This is a genomic window from Pseudomonas veronii (assembly GCF_001439695.1).
In the GTDB taxonomy this organism is placed as follows: domain Bacteria; phylum Pseudomonadota; class Gammaproteobacteria; order Pseudomonadales; family Pseudomonadaceae; genus Aquipseudomonas; species Aquipseudomonas veronii.
In genome coordinates this window covers 53063-71491 of the sequence record NZ_JYLL01000013.1, presented here as the reverse complement: position 1 = coordinate 71491, position 18429 = coordinate 53063, and the positions used below count along the sequence as shown (strand labels likewise).

Sequence of the window (18429 nt, the reverse complement as noted above, 5' to 3'; positions counted from 1 at the left end):
CGACTTTTATTCTTATGAAAAAAATCCTGGGTACAGCTCTGGGTTCTTCCTTGGCGACTGGCTCCGCGTCCTACAGGTACTCGACGTTACCGTCGACACTGATCGCCTGGCCGGTCACGTTGCGGGCGGCGGGCGAACAGAGGAACAGCGCCATGGCCGCGACGTCTTCGGCGGTGACCATGCGCTTGAGGGAGATTTTGTTGAGGTATTCCTGGCGCATCTCGGGTTCGGGTACGCCGACCTGCTCGGCACGGGCGCGAATCACCGCGTCCATGCGCGGGCCTTCGACGATGCCGGGCAGCAAGGCATTGACGCGGATGTCACTCTCGCCCAACTCCGAGGCCAGGGATTTCATCAGGCCGACAATCGCCCACTTCGTCGCCGCATACGGCGTGCGCCACGCGTAGCCCAGACGCCCGGCCACCGAGGCGATATGCAACAGATGGCCGTGGGACGATTGCTTGAGCATCGGCACCGCATGGTGGGCAAAACGGTATTGCGCGGTCAGGTTGATGTTGATGGTGGCTTGCCATTCGGCGTCGCTGATCGCGTCGATACCGCCAGTGGGGCCGGCGATGCCGGCATTGTTGACCAACACGTCGAGGCCGCCGAAATGCTCGCGCTGCACCTCGAACACCGCCGCGATCTGCGCGGCATCACTGACATCGGCGCGGGTGGCGACGCTGCCTGGGTATTTGTCGCGAAACGCCGCCAGGGCCGGTTCGCTGACATCACACACATGCACCTGGGCACCGGCCTCCAGGTACGCCGCGGCCAACACTTCACCGATGCCGGCAGCCCCGCCGGAAATCAATACACGTAACCCAGGATAGGGCTGTAGCCGCTGTAGGACACTCATGCACGTTTACCTCCTGAAGCAGACGACCGCGAACGGTCGTTCTTGACGAGCAGGCGCGCCAGGGAATCGGCGGCCTGCATGATGTCATCGGTCACCGCCGCCCGTGCGCCAGCGCCGTCGCGGGCGGCCAGGGCTTCGACGATGCGCGTATGCGCCTCCATCGAGCGTTGCAGGTGAGCTTTATCGGGGGCGACCAGGGCAAAGCACGGCCCCATGTGCAGCCAGAAATTCTCCACGGCGGCCATGGTCAGCTCGGCCTGGGCCACTGCGTAAATCCGGCGGTGGAAGGCGAAGTTGGTCCATAGGTAGCGCGACACATCGACTTCGTCGGCGGCGTGCTGCATTTGCTGGCACAGGTCGGTGATTTCGTCGAGGTCGGTTTTTTTCAGGAGCAATACCGCCTTCTCGGCCAGCAAGCCTTCAAGAGCAACCCGCGCATCGCGGATTTCGCGCAGGCGCTCGACCGTCATCATGCGGACCCGCAGACGCGAGGTTTCGGTGACTTCAAAGGCGTTTTCGGCGCTGAGGCGTTGCAGGGCTTCGCGCACCGGCATCGGGCTGGAGCCGAGCGCTTCGGCCAGGCCACGGATGGTGAGTTTCTGGCCAGGCTGGAAACGGCCACTCATCAACGCTTCGCGGATCTGGCGGTAGACCTGGTCTTGCAAGGTATCGCGAGACACCTGGCGCAGGGTGGGCAGGAGGAGCGGACCATCTGTCATGAGGCAAACCTGTGTTGTGGTTCTTATGCCTCCAATATGTGATCACAAATCAAATATGTCAAATAGTTTGCCTATTCCCGAGAAACGCCCGTTGCACATGTGGGAGCGGGCATGCCCGCTCCCACCGATCACGCTTCAGGGTTTCAGCGGAATTTCCCGATCCCGCTCCGAAAGCTCCGTGCCGTCGTCGGGATGCTTCCAGGTCTGCGGCTTTTCTTCCTCCAATTGCCGCCTGCGTCGCTCCTGCTCCCGTTCGTCCCGCTGTTTCTGTTCGTCAGTCATAGGCACCCCCGACCGTAAGAATTGGTTACGCCTGCAAGCATAGAACAAGGACGCCGCCGTGGGTCTGCACCGACCACTGATAATCAAAACGCATCAATAGATCAAAAATATTCACTTATCATTTCTAAATGTGTCAGCCACTATCCTTGGCCTTAAGCGAAACAAGCACTTTAAAAAGAACGCTGGAGACACAAAAGCATGACTAGCCCTACCCGCCCCGACTCTGCCCGTTCGAAAATTGGTGCGGTTTTCCGCGTTACTTCGGGCAACTTCCTCGAACAGTTCGACTTCTTCCTGTTCGGCTTCTACGCCACCTACATCGCTGCCGCGTTCTTCCCCGCCGCTAATGAGTTTGCGTCATTAATGATGACCTTTGCCGTGTTCGGCGCGGGCTTCCTGATGCGTCCGTTGGGTGCGGTCATCCTGGGTGCCTACATCGACGATGTGGGGCGGCGCAAAGGGTTGATCGTGACGCTGTCGATCATGGCCAGCGGTACGCTGCTGATTGTGCTGGTGCCGGGTTATCACACCATTGGCCTGTGGGCTCCGGCGCTGGTGTTGCTCGGCCGTCTGCTGCAAGGCTTCTCGGCCGGTGCGGAACTGGGCGGGGTGTCGGTGTACCTCGCAGAAATGGCCACCCCCGGCCGCAAAGGTTTCTACACCAGCTGGCAGTCGGGCAGCCAACAGATCTCCATCGTGGTCGCCGCCGCGCTGGGCTATGGCCTGAACGTGTGGATGCAACCGTCGGTCGTGGCCGACTGGGGCTGGCGCATTCCGTTCGCCGTCGGTTGCGTGATCATTCCGTTCATCTTTGTGCTGCGGCGCAACCTTGAGGAAACCGAAGAGTTCGCCAACCGCAAACATCGCCCGAGCATGCGTGAAGTGCTGGCGACCCTGGCGAAAAACTGGTCCGTGGTCATCGGCGGCATGTTGATGGTGGCCATGACCACCACCGCGTTCTACCTGATCACCGTGTACGCGCCGACCTTCGGCAAGACCGTGCTGCAACTGACCACGTCCGATGCGTTGCTGGTGACCCTGTTGGTGGCGATCTCGAACTTTGTCTGGCTGCCCATCGGCGGCAGCCTGAGCGACCGCTTCGGGCGCAAACCGGTGCTGGTCGCGATGACCGCGCTGACGGTGCTCACGGCTTATCCGGCGTTGTCCTACGTGGTAAACGCTGCGAGCTTTGCGCATATGCTGGAAACCCTGCTGTGGTTCTCCTTCCTGTACGGCATGTACAACGGCGCGATGATCCCGGCGCTGACCGAAATCATGCCGGTGGAAGTGCGCGTGGCGGGCTTCTCCCTGGCCTATAGCCTGGCGACTGCGGTCTTCGGCGGTTTCACTCCGGCGATCTCCACCTGGTTCATTCACGTCACCGACGACAAAGCCTCGCCGGCCTACTGGTTGATGTTCGCCGCCCTGTGCGCCCTGTGCTCGACCCTCGCGCTGTATCACCGTGCCAATACCCGCGGGCAGGTCATGCAAGAGGCGGCGCAATGAAAGCGCTGTCGAAAACCCTGACGGCCCTGGCCCTCGGTGCCCTGGCACTGACGGCCCAGGCCGAACAACTCAAGGTGATGACCTCCGGTGGCTTCACCGCTGCCTACAAGCTGCTGGGCCCGCAATACGCCCAGCGCAGCGGCGACACCCTCGACACCGTCCTCGGCCCGTCCATGGGCAAGGCGCCGGAAGCGATTCCCAACCGCCTGGCCCGTGGCGAACACGCGGATGTGGTGATCATGGTCGGCTACGCCCTGGATGAGCTGATCAAACAGGGCAAGGTCGACAAAGCGTCCCGCGTGGAACTGGCGGATTCGCGAATCGGCCTGGTGGTGAAAGCAGGCGCGGCCAAACCGGCCATCGGCACCGATGCCGAACTCAAAGCGGTGTTGCTCAAGGCCAAGTCCGTGGCGTATTCGGACAGCGCCAGCGGCGTGTATGTCGAGAAGGAACTGTTCAAGAAACTCGGCATGCCGGCCAAGGGCACCATGATCGAACGCATCCCCGTGGCCGAGCAGGTCGCCAAGGGTGACTACGAGGTGGGCTTGCAGCAGGTGGCGGAACTGTTACCGGTGCCGGGGGTGACTTACGTCGGCAAGATCCCTGAAGACGTGCAATCGGTGACGCGCTTCGCCGCGGGTATTCCGGTCAACGCCGAACACCCGGCGCAGGCCAGGGCGCTGCTGCACTACCTGGCCTCGCCCGAGGCGCAAGCGGTGGTGCAATCCACCGGCCTGGACTCGGTGTCACGCTGACCGAAACGGCAGCTCCCGCACCAACCGCTCCAACTCCAGCGCCGCTGGTGGCAACGTCCGCCCGCGGCGCTTGATCAAGCCCACATTGCGCATCACCTGCGGTTCCACCAGCGGCACACTCAGCAGGATCGGGTGTTCAGTGCCCGGCATGGCAATCGACGGCACCATCGCCACACCCAGCCCCGCCTCGACCAAGCCGATCATGGTGGTCACGTGGTGCGTCTCGCAAATACTCGGCTTTTTCACCCGCACGCCGCGCAGGGCCTGGTCCAGCAGAAAACGGTTGCCCGAGGTTTTGTCCACCGTGATGTAGTCATGCTCGTAGGCCTCGGCCCAGCTCACGCTGGCGCGCTCGGCCAGCGGGTGATCGCGGCGGCAGGCCAGCACATAACGCTCCTGAAACAGCAACTCGAACTCCACCTCATCGGCCAGGCTGCCGCTGAAACTCACGCCGAAATCCGCCTCGCCGCTTTCCACCGCATTGCACACCTCGCCGGCACTGGCATCCAGCACCCGCAGGCGAATCTTGGGGTAGAGCTTGTGGAATGCCGAGATCACGTGAGGCATGAAGTAATACGCGGTGGACGGCACACACGCGATGGTCACATCGCCCATCCGCGTGGAGGCGACGTTGCTGATGCCCATCAGCGCGATGTCGAGGTCGTCGAGGATACGCTCGACCTGCGGCAGGAAGGCGCGCCCGACCATGGTCAGGCTGACGCGGCGCGTGGTGCGCTCGAACAGCTTCACGTCGAGGGCGGTTTCGAGCTTTTCGATGCGCCGGCTGAGCGCCGGCTGCGAGATCCGGATGGCATCGGCGGCGCCGCGAAAACTACCCTTGTCTACTACGGCGCGAAAGGCTTGGAGGTCGTTGAGGTCGAAGTTGATGATCACGGTAGGAAGCCAGTGGGAATCGGGATGGAGGGCATTATCGTATGGCAGGTGACGGGGCGCCATGTGCGTAAGGACCGGCGCCCGGATACGCCAGGTTGTCAGCATGAAACTGCGCAGTATGGCGCGTTTCGACGGCCTGCGAACCTGTCAGGAATGACAGTACCGCTGGTCTAGCGCAGTGTTGACGACGGGCTGGCGCGGGGCTTTTATTAAGCATGTCGCACTGCGTCGGTGCGCAGTAGGACATCAGGGTTTAGAGGATACGAACAATGAGCGACAGACAGAACGGTACGGTGAAGTGGTTCAACGATGAAAAAGGCTATGGGTTCATCACTCCGGATAGCGGGGCTGACCTGTTCGTACACTTCAGGGCGATTGAGGGCATTGGATTCAAATCATTGAAAGAAGGACAGAAAGTCAGCTTCGAAACGACAAAAGGGGAAAAAGGCATGCAGGCGGACAAAGTCCAATTGATCAGCTGATAAGCCTGCGACTCACCGCGTCACCCCGCCCACCCTGGGCCATGTATTGCACTGAAAATGGAGAACGGCCATGTCCAGAAAGACTCCACAGACTGCAATCTTCATCAGCAGCGAAACTGCCGCCCACGATGCACAGGACGTTTTCTTTCGCAGCAGCACCGCCCAGGGTGGTCAGGTGCTGCGCGAAGGGCAAACCGTCACCTACGAATTGGAACGGGGGCCGGGGGGCGAGTGGCAAGCGGTCAATATCAGGATCGTGGAAGAACCGACGCTGAATTAGCGCCATCCTGCGCGCCGCCACTCGCGGCGCACTTCACTACAGCTGAAAGCGTGCCACCGCCTCGTTCAGTGCGACCGCCAGTTGCGCCAGTTCCCGGCTCGCGCCGTTGATCTGCCCGGCGCCGGAAGACGATTGCGCCGACAAGTCGCGAATGTTGACGATGTTGCGATCGACTTCCTTGGCGACCTGGGCCTGCTCCTCGGCGGCGCTGGCGATGACCAGGTTGCGCTGGTGAATCTGGTCGATGGAATCGGTGATCTGGCTCAAGGCGCCGCCGGCGCCTTCCGCCAACGCCAGGGTGTCGGTGGCGCGTGCGGTGCTCGACTGCATCGAGGTCAGTGCGTGGTCGGAACCCGCGCGCATGGCGCTGACCATCTGGTCGATTTCCAGGGTCGATTGCTGGGTGCGGTGCGCCAGGGCGCGCACTTCGTCGGCCACGACCGCAAAACCGCGTCCGGACTCCCCGGCCCGCGCCGCTTCGATGGCGGCATTGAGGGCCAGCAGGTTGGTCTGCTCGGCGATGGAGCGAATCACGTCGAGTACCTTGCCGATATCCCGCGATTGCTCGGCGAGGTGTTGCACCAGGGTCGAGGTCTCGCCGATGTTGCTGCTCAGGGCTTGAATCGCGCTGACCGTTTCGCCCACGCGATGCTGGCCTTCGCGCGCCGTTTCATTGGACACCCGCGTGGACTCGGAGGTGGACACCGCGTTGCGCGCCACCTCGTCAGCTGCGGAAGTCATCTCATTGACGGCAGTGGCGGCCAGCTCGATTTCCGCGGTCTGCTTTTGCAGGCTGCGGCTGCTTTGATCGGTGATGCCGTTCAGGTCGGTAGCCGACGACGCCAACTGCCCGGCCGACTGGCGAATCAGCTGCAAGGTGCCGCGCAGGCTGGCTTGCATACTCTGCAGCGCCACGAGCAGGCGGGTCACTTCGTCGTCGCCGGTCACCGCCACCGTTTCGGTCAGGTCGCCACGGGCGACGTTTTCCGCAGCCCGCACCGCATGGCTCAGCGGGCCGACGATGCTGCGTGTCAGCAGCCAGGCCAGCGCCACGGTACTCAAGGCGGCCAGGAGCACAAAGCCGAAGACCATCGTGCGCGAACGGCCATACTGCGCCTCGGCCGCCTGCCCTTGTTGGTTGATCTGCGCGTTGTAGTAGTCGGCCAATGCGTTGAGCTGGGCACCGGAGCCATCGACCACGGTTTTCATATCCACCAACAGCAACTTGTTGAGCTCAGCCCCCTGTTGCTGGTCGGCCAGCGCAAACGAGCGGGTCAGCCCTTGCTGGTATTGGCGCAACGAGACCTGGAACTGCTCATACAACGCGCGCACTTCGGGGCTGTCGATCACGGCCTCGAGGTCGGCCAGCTTTTTGCTCAGGTCCTGGCTGCGCGTGTCCATCTGGCTGCGGTATTGCGGGATGCTTGCCGGGTTCGGGTCCAGCGCCATGCGCAAAGAGATGGTCCGAATGCGCAACATGATCTCGCGGATATCCGAGACCAGACGCATTTTAGGCACCAGCCCACGCTCGACCTGGACCGCACTTTCACGAATGCTGGCCATGTTCGAGAGCGCAAAAAAACCGAGTACAGCCACCAGCAAAGCAATCAGGGCAAAACCCAGGCCCGCGCGACGGGCGATGGACAGGCTACGTAAGGACATTTTTCGAGGCTCTTTTATTAGTGATCAGATGTCATACAAGAGCATTTCGGCCGCCAGGATCAGGACTTTAGAGACGTCATCCATTTCCCCGCGTGCGCCTGCGATCAGTCATGCAGGATTACAGGGAGATTTGCGTATGCGGAAAAATCCCTACACGGGAAAGAACCTGATCTCTCCATCCGAAACGAAAAAGCCTGCAGAACGCTCGGTTCAGCAGGCTTTTCGCTGCGGGCATCGGTTAACCGCCCTCAAGCGCACCCGCACGGGGTTGACGCTCGAACCGCGACTTCACACGCCTTGTCGAGCCATCGACTACTGACAAGTCCCACCTTTGTGGTGCGACCCCGTGCCCCCGACCGGATGTGTCCCCTTCGGACACGCTGCGGCAAAAAACGGGCTACACGCCAACACCACCAAAACCCCGACCAATAACAGCTTCTTCATACCATCCTCCGTGATCGTCACGACATATGATGGCACAAAGATATCACACCTCCACAAAACCGATACTCGGTTACTTCGCCCAAGCCTGCGGGCCGCTGAAGAACGCCTGCGCATTGCTGTCCAACGTCTCCAGGTGATACCCGCCCTCCTGCACGATCACACAGGGCAACCCCAGGCCGCGGATGTGCTCACCCAAGCGCGCAAACCCGTCCCGCGTCACCGCGACTTTGCTTTGCGGGTCCAGTTCGTAGATATCGAAGCCCAGGGAGAGCACCAGCACATCCGCAGAAAAGTCCTTCAGCGCCTTGAGGGCCAGTTCGAGCTGTTCAAAGAACACCGCCTCGCTGGCACCGTGGGGCATCGGCAGGTTGAGGTTGAAACCTTCGCCGGCCGCGTTGCCGCGCTCGTCGGCAAAACCGGCGACAGCCGGGTAGAAGTTGGTCGGGTCGCCGTGGATCGACACGTAGAGCACGTCGTCGCGGTCGTAGAAAATCTCCTGAATGCCTTGGCCGTGATGCATATCGGTATCCAGCACCGCGACGCGCTGGAAGCCTTCGCGCAACACCTGCGCCGCCACCGCGGCATTGTTGATGTAGCAGAAGCCGCCCGCCGCATCGAAGCGCGCGTGATGACCGGGGGGGCGACACAGCGCGTAGGCGGCGGGCGCGCCATCGAGGACGGCCTTGGCGGCAGCGACGGCGCTTTGGGCCGACCAATAGGCCGAGCGCCAGGTCCGTTCGCCGACCGGGCAACTGCCATCCGCCAGGTAGCGTGCGGCTTGGGCGAGGATGCCGCGCAGGGCGTTGGGTTCACGCACGAAGATGTTGGACATGACTTCGTCGCCCCACTCTTCAGGGATTTCCTTCCAGCGCGGGTAAGCCTCCTGAAGGAAGGTCAGGTAGGGCGCAGCGTGTACCGCCAGCAGCGGCTCAAGGCCGTGGTCCTCGGGTGACACAATCTCAAACCCCAGGGTTTGCGCGGCCCGCAGCAGGTTGCGGGCGCGCTCGGGGACTTCCTGCGGCGTTCGCATCTGGCCACGGGAGTAGTAGCTGCGCGGATGATGCAGGAGTTGTTCGGGGTGGAAGAATGTTTGCATGGGAATCTCCTGAGTGAACACGCTGCCGGTGGGCGCTGGCTTGCCTGCGGCCCGGCAGGTCGTCTTCAGTCGTCCTGAATGAGGCGGTCAGTTGGCTTGGCCGGCACGTTTCAACACGGCGTTGAGTAAAACATCGGCGCCCTGGCGCACATCCTCGGGCAGTACGTCTTCGGCTTCGTTGTGGCTGAGGCCGCCGACGCAGGGGATGAAGATCATCGCCGTCGGGCAATAGCGTGCGAGGTGGATGGCATCGTGGCCGGCGCCGCTGACGATGGGCTGCTGGCTGTAACCCAAGGCGTCCACCGCCGCTTGCACGCAGGCCACGCATTCGGCGTCGAACGGCGTCGCTGGGCTGATCCAGTGAGGGCTGATGGTGACGCTCAGGCCGCGCTTCTGCGCGATGGCCTGCAAGCGCGCCCTGACCTGCTGCTCCATCGCCTCAATGTCGGCGTCGCGGTGATGGCGCAGGTCGACGGTGAAGGTCAGCAAACCGGGAATGGTGTTGCGCGAAGACTTGGCAATGCTCAACTCGCCGACGGTGGTGAGGCCCTGGGGGGCGAAATCCATGGCGAGGCATTCCAGGGCCTGGATCATTTTCGCGGCGCCATACAGCGCGTCCTTGCGCAGCGGCATCGGTGTGGTGCCAGCATGCGCGGCCAGCCCTTCGACCCGCACATCGAGCCAGCGAATCGCCTGGCCACCACTGACCACGCCGATGCTCTTGGCGTGGTCCTCAAGGATCGGGCCTTGCTCGATATGGGCTTCGAAATACGCATCCACCGCCCCGCCCAGAGCACGCTTGCCGTGGCAGCCGAGCGTGCGCAAGGCGTCGGCCACGCTGATGCCGTCGGCATCGGTGGTGGCCAGGGCTTGGTCCAGCGCCAACGTACCGGTGAACACGGCGGAGCCGAGCATGGCGGGGGTGAAACGGGCGCCCTCCTCGTTCGTCCATACCGCGATTTCCAGCGGCTTGCGGGTCTGGATGCCATGGTCGTCGAGGCTGCGCATCACCTCCAGGCCGGCCAGCACGCCGTAGACACCGTCGAAGCGGCCGCCTTCCGGCTGGGTGTCGAGGTGACTGCCGATCATCACCGGCGCGGCGTCCTTATCCGTACCGGCACGCCGGGCGAACAGGTTGCCGATGGCGTCCATGCTCAAGGTCAGCCCGGCGGCCTTGCACCAGTGGCTGAACAGCTCGCGACCGGCGTGGTCTTCGGCGCTCAACGCCAGGCGGCAACTGCCGCCGCGCGCGGTCGCGCCGACTTCGGCCATGGCCATCAGGCTGGCCCATAAACGCTCACCCTTAATCTTCAACATTGCACCCGCTCCATTAAACACCAGGGGCCATTTCCAGACGGTGGGCAGTGGCGTGGCGGCGCGACAAGGCCAATACGCTCACCAGCGAGACCGCCGCGATCAGGCTGTAAAACACTGCCATCGGCCACCATTGGCCTTGGTATTCGTGGGCCAGCCAGGTGCCGATCAACGGCGTCAGGCCACCGGCCAGCGCACCGCACACCTGATAGGCCAGGGAAATCGCGGTGTAGCGCACGCGGGTTTCAAACAGGCCGCTGACAAAGCCCGCGATCACCGCATAAAACGAGGCCATGCACACCACCGCCAGGGCGATGCCGAGGATGATCAACGGCGCCTCACCGCTGCTGACCAGTACGAACATCGGGTAAGGCGACGCCATCGCCAGCACCGTCATCGCGCAGAGGAAACGCGTGGCGCCGACCTTCTCCGCGACCCAGGCCGCCAGGGGCTGTACGCAGAACTGGATGATGGCGACGACGAACAGGCACTCCAAAATCAACGAGCGCGGTAGGCCCAGTTGCTGAGTGCTGTAGGCAATCATAAAAGTGTTGGTGAAATACACGCCGGCGATGCCCAGGGTGTTGGCACCGATGCACAGCAGCAGCGGGCGCCAGGCGGTTTTCAGCACCTCGATCACCGGGGCCTGGTCCGGCTTGAGCGCCCGTGCCTTTTCGGCCAAGGCTTTGTCTTCGAGGAACTCAGGCGACTCGTTCACCCCCAGGCGAATCGCCAGGCCAACGATCAACAGCAAGGCGCTGGCCAGGAACGGCAGACGCCAGCCCCAACTGAGCAGGTCTTCTTCGGGCAAACGGGTCACCGCGCTGAACGCCAGCAGCGACAGAATCAGCCCCGCCGGGCTGCCCAACTGAGCAAAGGAGGCAAAGAAATTGCGGCGGCCCTTTGGCGCATGCTCGCCGGCCATCAACACCGCCCCGCCCCACTCGCCACCGACGGCGATGCCCTGCACGATGCGCAACAGCACCAGCAGGACCGGCGCCGCGACGCCGATCTGTGCGTAGCTCGGCAACAACCCGATGCACACCGTGACCACGCCCATCATGACCAGAGTGATCACCAGCGACTTCTTGCGGCCGATGCGATCGCCGATATGCCCGAACACAATGCCGCCCAACGGCCGCGCGAAAAAGCCTACGGCAAAGGTGCCGAACGCGGCCATGGTGCTGAACAATTTATCTTCGGAAGGGAAAAACAGCTGACCGAACACCAACGCGGCGGCGGTGGCGTAGATGTAAAAGTCGTACCACTCGATCATGGTGCCGATGAAAGCGGCGGCCGCAGCACGGCGAGGCTGGGGCGAAGCGGAAGGCTTCATGGGGTGGGCTCCTTTGGTTATTTTTTTGGCAGGAGAAAGGTCGAACGCATGCGCTCTGATGGCGCTTGTTGAGGGTGATTTATCGTCGCGGGGCTATGATTAGTCAATTTTCTATTTATTATTCCAATTATAAATACTGCTTATTATTGAGCCGCGCCATGCCCGAAACCCGTCGCGATATTCACCCGCTGCTCAACGACCGCCTGGACTGGAACCTGCTGCGCACCTTCCGCGTCATTGGCCAGGAACTGAGCATCAGCCGCGCCGCCGCACGCCTGCACCTGACTCAGCCGGCCATCAGCCAGGCCCTCAAACGCCTGGAAGAACAACTCGACTGCCAACTCATCGCCCGCCGTGGCCCGCGCTTCGTACTGACCGAGGCCGGCGAACAGATCTTCGCCATCGCCGGCGAGATGTACGGCCAGGTCTCGCAGATGAGCAACGCCCTGCAAAAACCCGGCGATGAAGTGATCGGCAAAGTGCGCCTGCTGATGATCAGCCGCATCAACTCCAACACCTTCGATGAGTTCCTGGCCGACTTTCACCGCGAACACCCGCGGGTCGACCTGGAGGTCGAGGTAATGCGCAGCTCCGACATCGTCGCCGCCCTGCTGGAAAAAACCGCCACCCTGGGCCTGAGCCTCAACCGCCGGCCACAGCCGCGCCTGGAACAACATCTGTTCCTGCACCAGCGCTATGGTTTTTTCTGCGGCAAACACCACCCACTGTTCGGCCGCAGCGGCTTGGCCGAAGGGGACTTGCAGTCGGAAAACTTCGTCAGTTTTACCAGCGACCAGATCGGCGGGATGCTCTCGCCGTTGACCATATTCCGCGATCAGCAGGGGTTCAGCGGGCGGATCGTGGCGTCGTCATCCAGCCTGGAAGAAGTGCGCCGCCTGGTCATCGCCGGGTTTGGCCTGGGCTGCCTGCCGATTCATGTGGTGGCGGAGGATGTGCAGAATGGACTGCTCTGGCGATTACCGCCGGACGAGGGGATTGCGGATGTGGATATCCATGTGTTGTGGCATCGGGAGCAGAAGATGAGTCGCGCAGAAACAGTGTTTATCGACAGTCTGCTGGCTCGTCTGGCGCGGTAGTCGAATGTATTCAGCGATTTATCAGACGGTTCTCTCAGGCGAACTCAATAGGGCCTTGGCTTGTTCATCCTGGACTTCGGCGAACTTTGTAGACTCTTTCCTCGTCAACTAAAGTTCAGCTCGTTGAAAACATTGTTTTTGCTTCGCCAATTAATGACACCTGTCACACCGGCCAGGCCAAACTTTAAAAAAGTTCATCAATACCAACGAACACATCTCTGATGCACTCATCTAGCAGCGGGAACAGAAATAACATTATACGTTCCTATACTTAATAAAGCTTAAACAACCACCTTCAAAAAATAATAAACCGCGCCTGACTCTACTCAGTGTTTTGCGCCACCTATTAGGTGAATTGAACCGAGTACTGCTATGGCTCTCGATTCTTCAGGATCCTTTTTGCGGCGCCAATAATTTCTTTCAGCGACGTTTCATCTGCTTGATAGGCAATGTCGCATAGGCAGTGGCGAAGGTTCGCGGCGGTTGGTTCAGCGTGATCCCGGCTCGTGAAAAAAGCATCCAGTCCCACGCCCAGGACGTCAGCGATTCGCTCCAACATCTCGATGCTAGGGGCGTATTCGCCCCTCTCGTAACGACTCACTGTCATCGACTCACACCCCAGTGCTTCGGCAAGGGCGGCCTGTGTCCATTTATTGTCTAGTCGTAAGTGCTTGATTCGCTTGCCTATACGTATAGTGGCACTTTGCTTCATCTGAAATATCACTTAAAATCAAATGCTTACACCTATTCACCTCCCCAGGAAGATCATAAAAAGGCTAGATTGCTATTATTTTCTAGCCAATTTCAGTATAGTCATTTTTTGACTATCTGAACGATGTTGAATTGCTAAGGAATTTTCCCATGGACGCCGAAAATTATGCCTGCCGGAAAATGCGATTGATTTTTGGTGCCTGCAGGTACCCGCGCTTGAGAAGCACCCAGCATTTATTTGTCGTTACAGGTCAAAAAACACCGCTCCTATTGCCTATGGTTGGGTAACTGGGGGGTAAACGTTCATGCTCACACCTTCCCACCTTCAACAACTGACACGACAAGGCATGATCGAACAGGCGTTACGCCAGGTCGATATCGAGCACGAATTCAGCCTGGTTTTTCAGCCGGTGATTGATTTGCGCAGCTGGCGCACCGTAGCGTTCGAAGCATTGGCACGCTGGAACAGCCCAGAGCTAGGTGACGTGCCTCCCGGCCAGTTCATTCCGATTGCCGAGCAGATCGGCCTGATAAATCGCCTGACCACTCACCTGCTCGGCAAGGCATTGCTGATTGCCTCTGATTGGCCCCGTCACATTTGCCTTTCTTTTAACTTGTCCGCGCACGACTGTGCTTCAGACGAAATCGCCGGACAAATAATCGAAATCATCAAGGCCAGCCATTTCGACGCCAGGCGACTGGACCTGGAAATAACCGAAACAGCGATCATGCAGGATGTTGTTAAAGTGCAACATACTATTGACAGGCTCTGTCGGCTAGGTTGCGGAGTGGCCCTTGACGATTTCGGCACTGGATACTCCAGCCTTAGCCAACTACTTTCGCTGGCGCTCACTAAAATAAAAATAGATCGAACCTTTATTACTGGCATTGACGAAAACCCCACCAGCTACAAAATTGTAAAGTCTCTAGTTGCTTTGAGCAGTGACATGCAACTGGAATGTATAGCCGAGGGCGTGGAAACTCGCGAGGAATTGGAATCCTTGATTAGCCTGGGTTGTTTTTTTGTCCAAGGTTATTACTTTTCGCAGCCCATGCATCATTCGCACATAGATAATTGGCTCAAAGACAATTGAATGGTTCGTGGCATGTCAAAAATTCAATGTCGAGCGCTGACTGAAGTGCAGACCTTCGCAAGGTTTCTCTAATATCCAACCCGGTGCAAAGTGGCTAAATCTGGAAGCGTCCTTGCATTTTCTGGTCAATGTAGCCCAGAGATCCAGGCAACGGATTCCTCAGGCACGGTGGCCTTGGTTTGCTCGGATAAACCGCCAGCCTTGCGCGCTTCGCTCATGGTCTCCTTGGCTTGTTTACTGAAGGCGCCGGAGGCACACTCCAGCCCGGAGAAACCTGTTTGAACTGGTCACGGGTGGTGTCGGACATGGGTTATCCTCCCTGTAGGGTATAGACCTCTATCGCCGCAGACACAAAAAACTTAAGGACGAGTTAAAAATGCCTATTGCTTAATGGCTAAAAAGCCAATTAAACCTTCCATCAGAACTAAATCAAGGATGACTCTGTGTCACAGCAAAACTTCAACGACAACATCGTAAACTGGACATTTGAAAACTATGCAACACTGGCAAGCTTAGGTAGCGGTATCGCCATCTGCTTGTTAGCTTTGTACATTTATTCACGTTCAGGCTCACTGATATTCCTACGCGACTTAATGTGGCGCTTTTTCGGCGGCTCCACAAAATTTGAAACCGAAGACTACGAACAAGTACGAAAAAACCTCAGGGAAGTTGAATACTACCGATTCGAGTTCAACATACCCGCACAGAACTTGGCTGACACCAAACTCGCCGAAGAATGGATCAAGAAAAATGGCTTCTGCCATAGAGATGTTGCACGAGCAAGAAAATATATAGACTGGAAAAACTTTAACAGCCTAAAATTTAAAGAGGCCCTGTTTTCGAAAAAAGCTCAATGTGCGTTTTTTGCGCTACTCTTATTTTTCTTCGTAATTATCAGCATTTCAGTACCACTTACGAACGCAAAATACCTGATGGTTTCATTGAAAGACGCTCCGGAAGCTCCGTCATTTTACCTATCCGAGGGCGATGCTAAATTCAGCTTTTTCAAATCCAACCCAACGCTAACAGAGAAAGAGTGCCAGTCACCGGAATCACTTAAAAAATTTATCAATCACGAGTTCTCAGAAAAAAATATCAACATCATCTGCTCGCTCTTTGGCGAGGACAAATACCGTGAGCATGTAAACAATGGGCTCAAGGGGCAACGAGGGCTTCTTCTGGCAATCGTCGCAATTTCGATTTTCTCCGTGTTCTGTATATTGGTGCGAATATCCAGATCAGATGTTGCAAAAAAACTCCACGAAAAAATTCATCCGCCCAAAAAACAAATTTTCAAAAAATAACCCATCCAGCTGAATAGCTTTGCGACTCTTACATTACACCGTTAGAGTCGCCTCGCTGGATTGATCACACCCCGAAACCTATCTAATGCCTTTTCTAGACTACGAGCAGGCTCATAGAACGTTTGGCGAAGACCTTCGCTGCGGCCTCTTCCGCTGACAGCGAAGCTCCGAAGATGCTGTCCAGCCGCATGGCGGAATCGACCGACACGGCGTTGCCACTGCTGGAGGTGCTGAACCACTCTTGCCAGAAGGCCCTTTCAGCCAAGCCGATGGGCACGCCGAGCCACTGCTGCAAGGCGGCGCGCAGCCGTCCGGGTTTCCAGCGTTTCACGGTCAGACGCCCGCCATGATCGGGTTGTTGAAGAAGCCCTTGCGGCCACCGATGTCGGTCAGCCATGAACGGCAGGCAAAAAAATCCGGCACTCCTATCAGAAGCCCGGATTTTTCAGCAAATCAAACTAGCTCAGTACTACAGAGTTTTTACCGGCTTAATCAAACTCTCCGCCGGAATCCCAAACATCTCATGCAGTTTCCAAATCATCGGCAGCGTAAGAGCTCGCTTCCCGTTCAGAACCTCATAAACCCGATTCTTGCGCCCGATGGCAGGCACAAGGTCTGTCGCTGACAAACCGGACTGCTCCATCCTGAAACGTATGGCATCCACCGGGTTGGGCAGGTCAACCGGGAAGTGTTTCGCTTCATAAGCTTCGATCAGCGTAATCATTACCTCTAGGTAATCCCCTTCAGGAGTCCCTGGCTCTGGCTCATTATCGAACAGCGGCGAGACAGCCTTCAGCGCTTCTTGGTAATCCTGTTCGGTACGAATGGGGCGAATGTTCATGGGTTACTCCATTTCAACAGTATCTGCGTCAACGGCGTCGTACTGCTTATGTGTGCCGACAAATTTGATATAGAGAGCGCTGTAGCGGTAGGCCACAGCGACCACTAGCCGGTAGTCATTGCCCTTGATGTTGAACACGACCCGGCGGCTCTTGAGAACGCTCGCATGGCGAAATTGGCCTTTGATGTCTGCGGGCGTCTGCCAGTTCGCTTTCTTGACCTCGTCAATCCAGGCAAGGAGGGATTGCTCTGAATCCGGATATTTCTGCCAAAAAGTCTTGAGCTGGCTGATCGCGATGATTCTCATAGAATGATCCTAGTCCCACGGTGGGACTCACACAAGTGCGTTTCATCTGTTTGCCGTGTCCTGATACTCCCCCACACTCAGAAACGCCAAACTGAAATCATAAAAAAATTTTGCAGTCAGACACCCGCCATGATCGGGTTGTGGAGAAGCCGTCGCGGCCACAGAAGAGATGTACGTCGCCGTGGTGGGGATCAAAGGGTCCACGATCACTGCGGCGCCGGTGCGACCGCGACGAGAGCATTCAGCACAAAGTGGATGATCCCGGAGCCAGCCGAGTCGAGTATTTTGCCAGTGGTAGCTATAGAGCCTGGGTTTACTCTCGCTCATCGCCGGGGAAATTTGATGCGTGCGAAACGTTATCAATTAGAACTTTTAAAAGCCTTCACTAGACTCAATCAGCAACCCCTGATAACTTAACTTAAAATCAGACCCAACTTATAAAGTACACACAACATGACTATTGAAAACAACATGAGAGGGATAGTTATAGCACCCTCACTAGATCTCGACGCACATAAAAATATTAGCTACTTAGGAACCATTCACCCTGACACCTTTAAAAAATACTTACTTTACTTTGACAAAATTGACATCCCAAAAACTACCAGAATAGGTTTTGAATCAACACCTGACGATAAATTTCTCGAGAGCGCTGGGATCTTAGAGCACACGCTGCACGACGAGGGCTCTACATTTCAGCCAAAGCACACAAAACTAAACCTAATCGAAAATGCCCTGAAGATACGCCATAGTGTCCAACCTGGGCAGTGGAGCCTGGCGAATCACAAGCTCTCTCCGAGCGAGAACCAGCTTACGAAGAACCCAGGGATCGAAATAAAAATTTATGAATGCCTACCGATTCCAAGCCCAGAATCATCTTTCGACGACATATTAAACTACAAAGACAAGAGAAAAGATGAACTATTAGAATTTCGAAATCATCTAGACGACATCTACCAACTGATTCTTTCTCAGCCAGACACCGAGAGAGGTTTAGTGACAGCAATAGCAAACCTCAAAAAATCCATAACCAACGTCAATGCCTCAGCTACGAAAGGCCTACTACGAAGAGTTGCTTCCAGCTTCAACATCAGCCTTAACATCGAAAGCACTTTTTCGTTGGCCAGTGCTTTACTAGCAGGAGACAAAAGTCAGGTCATCAAAGAAGCATTGGGTTTCATTAGCCTTGAACCTGCAAAACTATTTACAGCGACTGAAATCCCGAAGGATCTAAAGGCGCTCTCTTATTTGGTCAACCTCAACAAAATATGACATCACTCGTCCAACCTTTATAACTCGATAGCGATGGGGATCCGTCCTATGCGGGGATGCAGCAACCAACCTGAGATCTTTTTACTCTCTAACAGAAAACCTACAAAGTAGGCGTTTCAAGTGTTTTTCCACAACGACACAGTGATAAAACTTTGACGCACTATCAGCTGACAGC

The 18429-nt window shown here is 57.8% G+C and carries 19 protein-coding genes and 2 pseudogenes; 8 read left to right on the top strand and 13 right to left on the bottom strand.

Annotation, left to right across the window (positions count from 1 at the left end):
* Positions 1-70: 70 nt before the first annotated feature.
* From TU80_RS17295 to TU80_RS33085, 3 genes are all read right to left on the bottom strand, one after another.
* Positions 71-859 (bottom strand): SDR family oxidoreductase, encoded by a 789-nt coding sequence (locus TU80_RS17295; RefSeq protein ID WP_026140238.1) that lies wholly within the window; start codon positions 857-859, stop codon positions 71-73.
* Positions 856-1578 (bottom strand): GntR family transcriptional regulator, encoded by a 723-nt coding sequence (locus TU80_RS17290; RefSeq protein WP_046384352.1) that lies wholly within the window; start codon positions 1576-1578, stop codon positions 856-858. The genes TU80_RS17295 and TU80_RS17290 overlap by 4 nt, the downstream gene beginning before the upstream one ends.
* A gap of 135 nt (positions 1579-1713) precedes the next feature.
* A complete protein-coding gene (locus TU80_RS33085; protein WP_017848717.1) occupies positions 1714-1860 on the bottom strand; it encodes a hypothetical protein in 147 nt (48 codons plus the stop codon).
* A 198-nt stretch (positions 1861-2058) separates the two neighbouring features.
* On the opposite strand from TU80_RS33085, the gene tcuC reads away from it, so the two are divergent.
* On the top strand, positions 2059-3366 hold the full coding sequence (gene tcuC, locus TU80_RS17285; protein WP_057004984.1) for an MFS transporter: 1308 nt from the start codon (positions 2059-2061) through the stop codon (positions 3364-3366).
* Complete coding sequence (locus tag TU80_RS17280) at positions 3363-4121, top strand: substrate-binding domain-containing protein (RefSeq protein WP_017848715.1); 759 nt, start codon at positions 3363-3365, stop codon at positions 4119-4121. The genes tcuC and TU80_RS17280 overlap by 4 nt, the downstream gene beginning before the upstream one ends.
* On the opposite strand, the gene TU80_RS17275 is transcribed toward TU80_RS17280, so the two are convergent.
* The gene (locus TU80_RS17275) at positions 4113-5015 is read right to left on the bottom strand and encodes a LysR family transcriptional regulator (protein ID WP_017848714.1); all 903 of its coding nucleotides are present in this window, start codon (positions 5013-5015) and stop codon (positions 4113-4115) included. The genes TU80_RS17280 and TU80_RS17275 overlap by 9 nt on opposite strands.
* A gap of 269 nt (positions 5016-5284) precedes the next feature.
* On the opposite strand from TU80_RS17275, the gene TU80_RS17270 reads away from it, so the two are divergent.
* Positions 5285-5497: a cold-shock protein gene (locus TU80_RS17270; protein WP_057004983.1), complete on the top strand. Its 213-nt coding sequence runs from the start codon at positions 5285-5287 to the stop codon at positions 5495-5497.
* A gap of 70 nt (positions 5498-5567) precedes the next feature.
* Positions 5568-5777, top strand: coding sequence for a cold-shock protein (locus tag TU80_RS17265; RefSeq protein ID WP_046384355.1), 210 nt, complete (start codon positions 5568-5570; stop codon positions 5775-5777).
* A 36-nt stretch (positions 5778-5813) separates the two neighbouring features.
* On the opposite strand, the gene TU80_RS34010 is transcribed toward TU80_RS17265, so the two are convergent.
* The 5 genes and pseudogenes from TU80_RS34010 to TU80_RS17245 form a co-directional block, all read right to left on the bottom strand.
* Positions 5814-6677 (bottom strand): methyl-accepting chemotaxis protein, encoded by an 864-nt coding sequence (locus TU80_RS34010; protein WP_370737569.1) that lies wholly within the window; start codon positions 6675-6677, stop codon positions 5814-5816.
* A pseudogene (locus TU80_RS34005) lies at positions 6672-7439 on the bottom strand (MCP four helix bundle domain-containing protein); the annotation flags it as partial. The pseudogene TU80_RS34005 and the gene TU80_RS34010, both read right to left, overlap by 6 nt.
* Positions 7440-7953: 514 nt before the next feature.
* Positions 7954-8979, bottom strand: coding sequence for a histone deacetylase family protein (locus TU80_RS17255; protein WP_057004981.1), 1026 nt, complete (start codon positions 8977-8979; stop codon positions 7954-7956).
* Between the two features lie 87 nt (positions 8980-9066).
* A complete protein-coding gene (locus tag TU80_RS17250) occupies positions 9067-10296 on the bottom strand; it encodes a Zn-dependent hydrolase (protein WP_057004980.1) in 1230 nt (409 codons plus the stop codon).
* Between the two features lie 13 nt (positions 10297-10309).
* Complete coding sequence (locus TU80_RS17245; RefSeq protein ID WP_046384359.1) at positions 10310-11629, bottom strand: MFS transporter; 1320 nt, start codon at positions 11627-11629, stop codon at positions 10310-10312.
* Positions 11630-11787: 158 nt separating this feature from the next.
* On the opposite strand from TU80_RS17245, the gene TU80_RS17240 reads away from it, so the two are divergent.
* Entirely contained in the window at positions 11788-12726 is a 939-nt protein-coding gene (locus TU80_RS17240; protein ID WP_057004979.1) for a LysR family transcriptional regulator, read from the top strand.
* 370 nt (positions 12727-13096) lie between these two features.
* On the opposite strand, the gene TU80_RS34000 is transcribed toward TU80_RS17240, so the two are convergent.
* Positions 13097-13438, bottom strand: a complete 342-nt coding sequence (locus TU80_RS34000) for a helix-turn-helix domain-containing protein (protein ID WP_057004978.1) — start codon at positions 13436-13438, stop codon at positions 13097-13099.
* A gap of 298 nt (positions 13439-13736) precedes the next feature.
* On the opposite strand from TU80_RS34000, the pseudogene TU80_RS17230 reads away from it, so the two are divergent.
* Both TU80_RS17230 and TU80_RS17225 read left to right on the top strand, forming a co-directional pair.
* Positions 13737-14531: pseudogene (locus TU80_RS17230) on the top strand (EAL domain-containing protein); the annotation flags it as partial.
* A gap of 443 nt (positions 14532-14974) precedes the next feature.
* Positions 14975-15835: a DUF6216 family protein gene (locus TU80_RS17225; protein ID WP_057004977.1), complete on the top strand. Its 861-nt coding sequence runs from the start codon at positions 14975-14977 to the stop codon at positions 15833-15835.
* 94 nt (positions 15836-15929) lie between these two features.
* Here the strand turns inward: TU80_RS17225 and TU80_RS17220 are convergent, their stop codons facing one another.
* The 3 genes from TU80_RS17220 to TU80_RS17210 form a co-directional block, all read right to left on the bottom strand.
* Positions 15930-16166, bottom strand: a complete 237-nt coding sequence (locus TU80_RS17220; RefSeq protein WP_057004976.1) for a hypothetical protein — start codon at positions 16164-16166, stop codon at positions 15930-15932.
* 138 nt (positions 16167-16304) lie between these two features.
* On the bottom strand, positions 16305-16676 hold the full coding sequence (locus tag TU80_RS17215; protein WP_057004975.1) for a helix-turn-helix domain-containing protein: 372 nt from the start codon (positions 16674-16676) through the stop codon (positions 16305-16307).
* A 3-nt stretch (positions 16677-16679) separates the two neighbouring features.
* Positions 16680-16982, bottom strand: a complete 303-nt coding sequence (locus TU80_RS17210; protein WP_046384363.1) for a type II toxin-antitoxin system HigB family toxin — start codon at positions 16980-16982, stop codon at positions 16680-16682.
* Positions 16983-17435: 453 nt separating this feature from the next.
* On the opposite strand from TU80_RS17210, the gene TU80_RS17205 reads away from it, so the two are divergent.
* Complete coding sequence (locus TU80_RS17205) at positions 17436-18254, top strand: DUF6236 family protein (protein WP_134939600.1); 819 nt, start codon at positions 17436-17438, stop codon at positions 18252-18254.
* Positions 18255-18429: the final 175 nt, after the last annotated feature.

Excerpts from the sequence above, each read along its gene's own strand:
- TU80_RS34010 (WP_370737569.1), bottom strand. The coding sequence starts at position 6,677 with ATGCAAGCCAGCCTGCGCGGCACCTTGCAGCTGATTCGCCAGTCGGCC.
- TU80_RS17205 (WP_134939600.1), top strand. The coding sequence starts at position 17,436 with ATGACTATTGAAAACAACATGAGAGGGATAGTTATAGCACCCTCACTA.
- TU80_RS17215 (WP_057004975.1), bottom strand. The coding sequence starts at position 16,676 with ATGAACATTCGCCCCATTCGTACCGAACAGGATTACCAAGAAGCGCTG.
- TU80_RS17295 (WP_026140238.1), bottom strand. The coding sequence starts at position 859 with ATGAGTGTCCTACAGCGGCTACAGCCCTATCCTGGGTTACGTGTATTG.
- TU80_RS17245 (WP_046384359.1), bottom strand. The coding sequence starts at position 11,629 with ATGAAGCCTTCCGCTTCGCCCCAGCCTCGCCGTGCTGCGGCCGCCGCT.
- TU80_RS34000 (WP_057004978.1), bottom strand. The coding sequence starts at position 13,438 with ATGAAGCAAAGTGCCACTATACGTATAGGCAAGCGAATCAAGCACTTA.
- TU80_RS17255 (WP_057004981.1), bottom strand. The coding sequence starts at position 8,979 with ATGCAAACATTCTTCCACCCCGAACAACTCCTGCATCATCCGCGCAGC.
- tcuC (WP_057004984.1), top strand. The coding sequence starts at position 2,059 with ATGACTAGCCCTACCCGCCCCGACTCTGCCCGTTCGAAAATTGGTGCG.
- TU80_RS33085 (WP_017848717.1), bottom strand. The coding sequence starts at position 1,860 with ATGACTGACGAACAGAAACAGCGGGACGAACGGGAGCAGGAGCGACGC.
- TU80_RS17290 (WP_046384352.1), bottom strand. The coding sequence starts at position 1,578 with ATGACAGATGGTCCGCTCCTCCTGCCCACCCTGCGCCAGGTGTCTCGC.
- TU80_RS17270 (WP_057004983.1), top strand. The coding sequence starts at position 5,285 with ATGAGCGACAGACAGAACGGTACGGTGAAGTGGTTCAACGATGAAAAA.
- TU80_RS17250 (WP_057004980.1), bottom strand. The coding sequence starts at position 10,296 with ATGTTGAAGATTAAGGGTGAGCGTTTATGGGCCAGCCTGATGGCCATG.
- TU80_RS17210 (WP_046384363.1), bottom strand. The coding sequence starts at position 16,982 with ATGAGAATCATCGCGATCAGCCAGCTCAAGACTTTTTGGCAGAAATAT.
- TU80_RS17265 (WP_046384355.1), top strand. The coding sequence starts at position 5,568 with ATGTCCAGAAAGACTCCACAGACTGCAATCTTCATCAGCAGCGAAACT.
- TU80_RS17240 (WP_057004979.1), top strand. The coding sequence starts at position 11,788 with ATGCCCGAAACCCGTCGCGATATTCACCCGCTGCTCAACGACCGCCTG.
- TU80_RS17280 (WP_017848715.1), top strand. The coding sequence starts at position 3,363 with ATGAAAGCGCTGTCGAAAACCCTGACGGCCCTGGCCCTCGGTGCCCTG.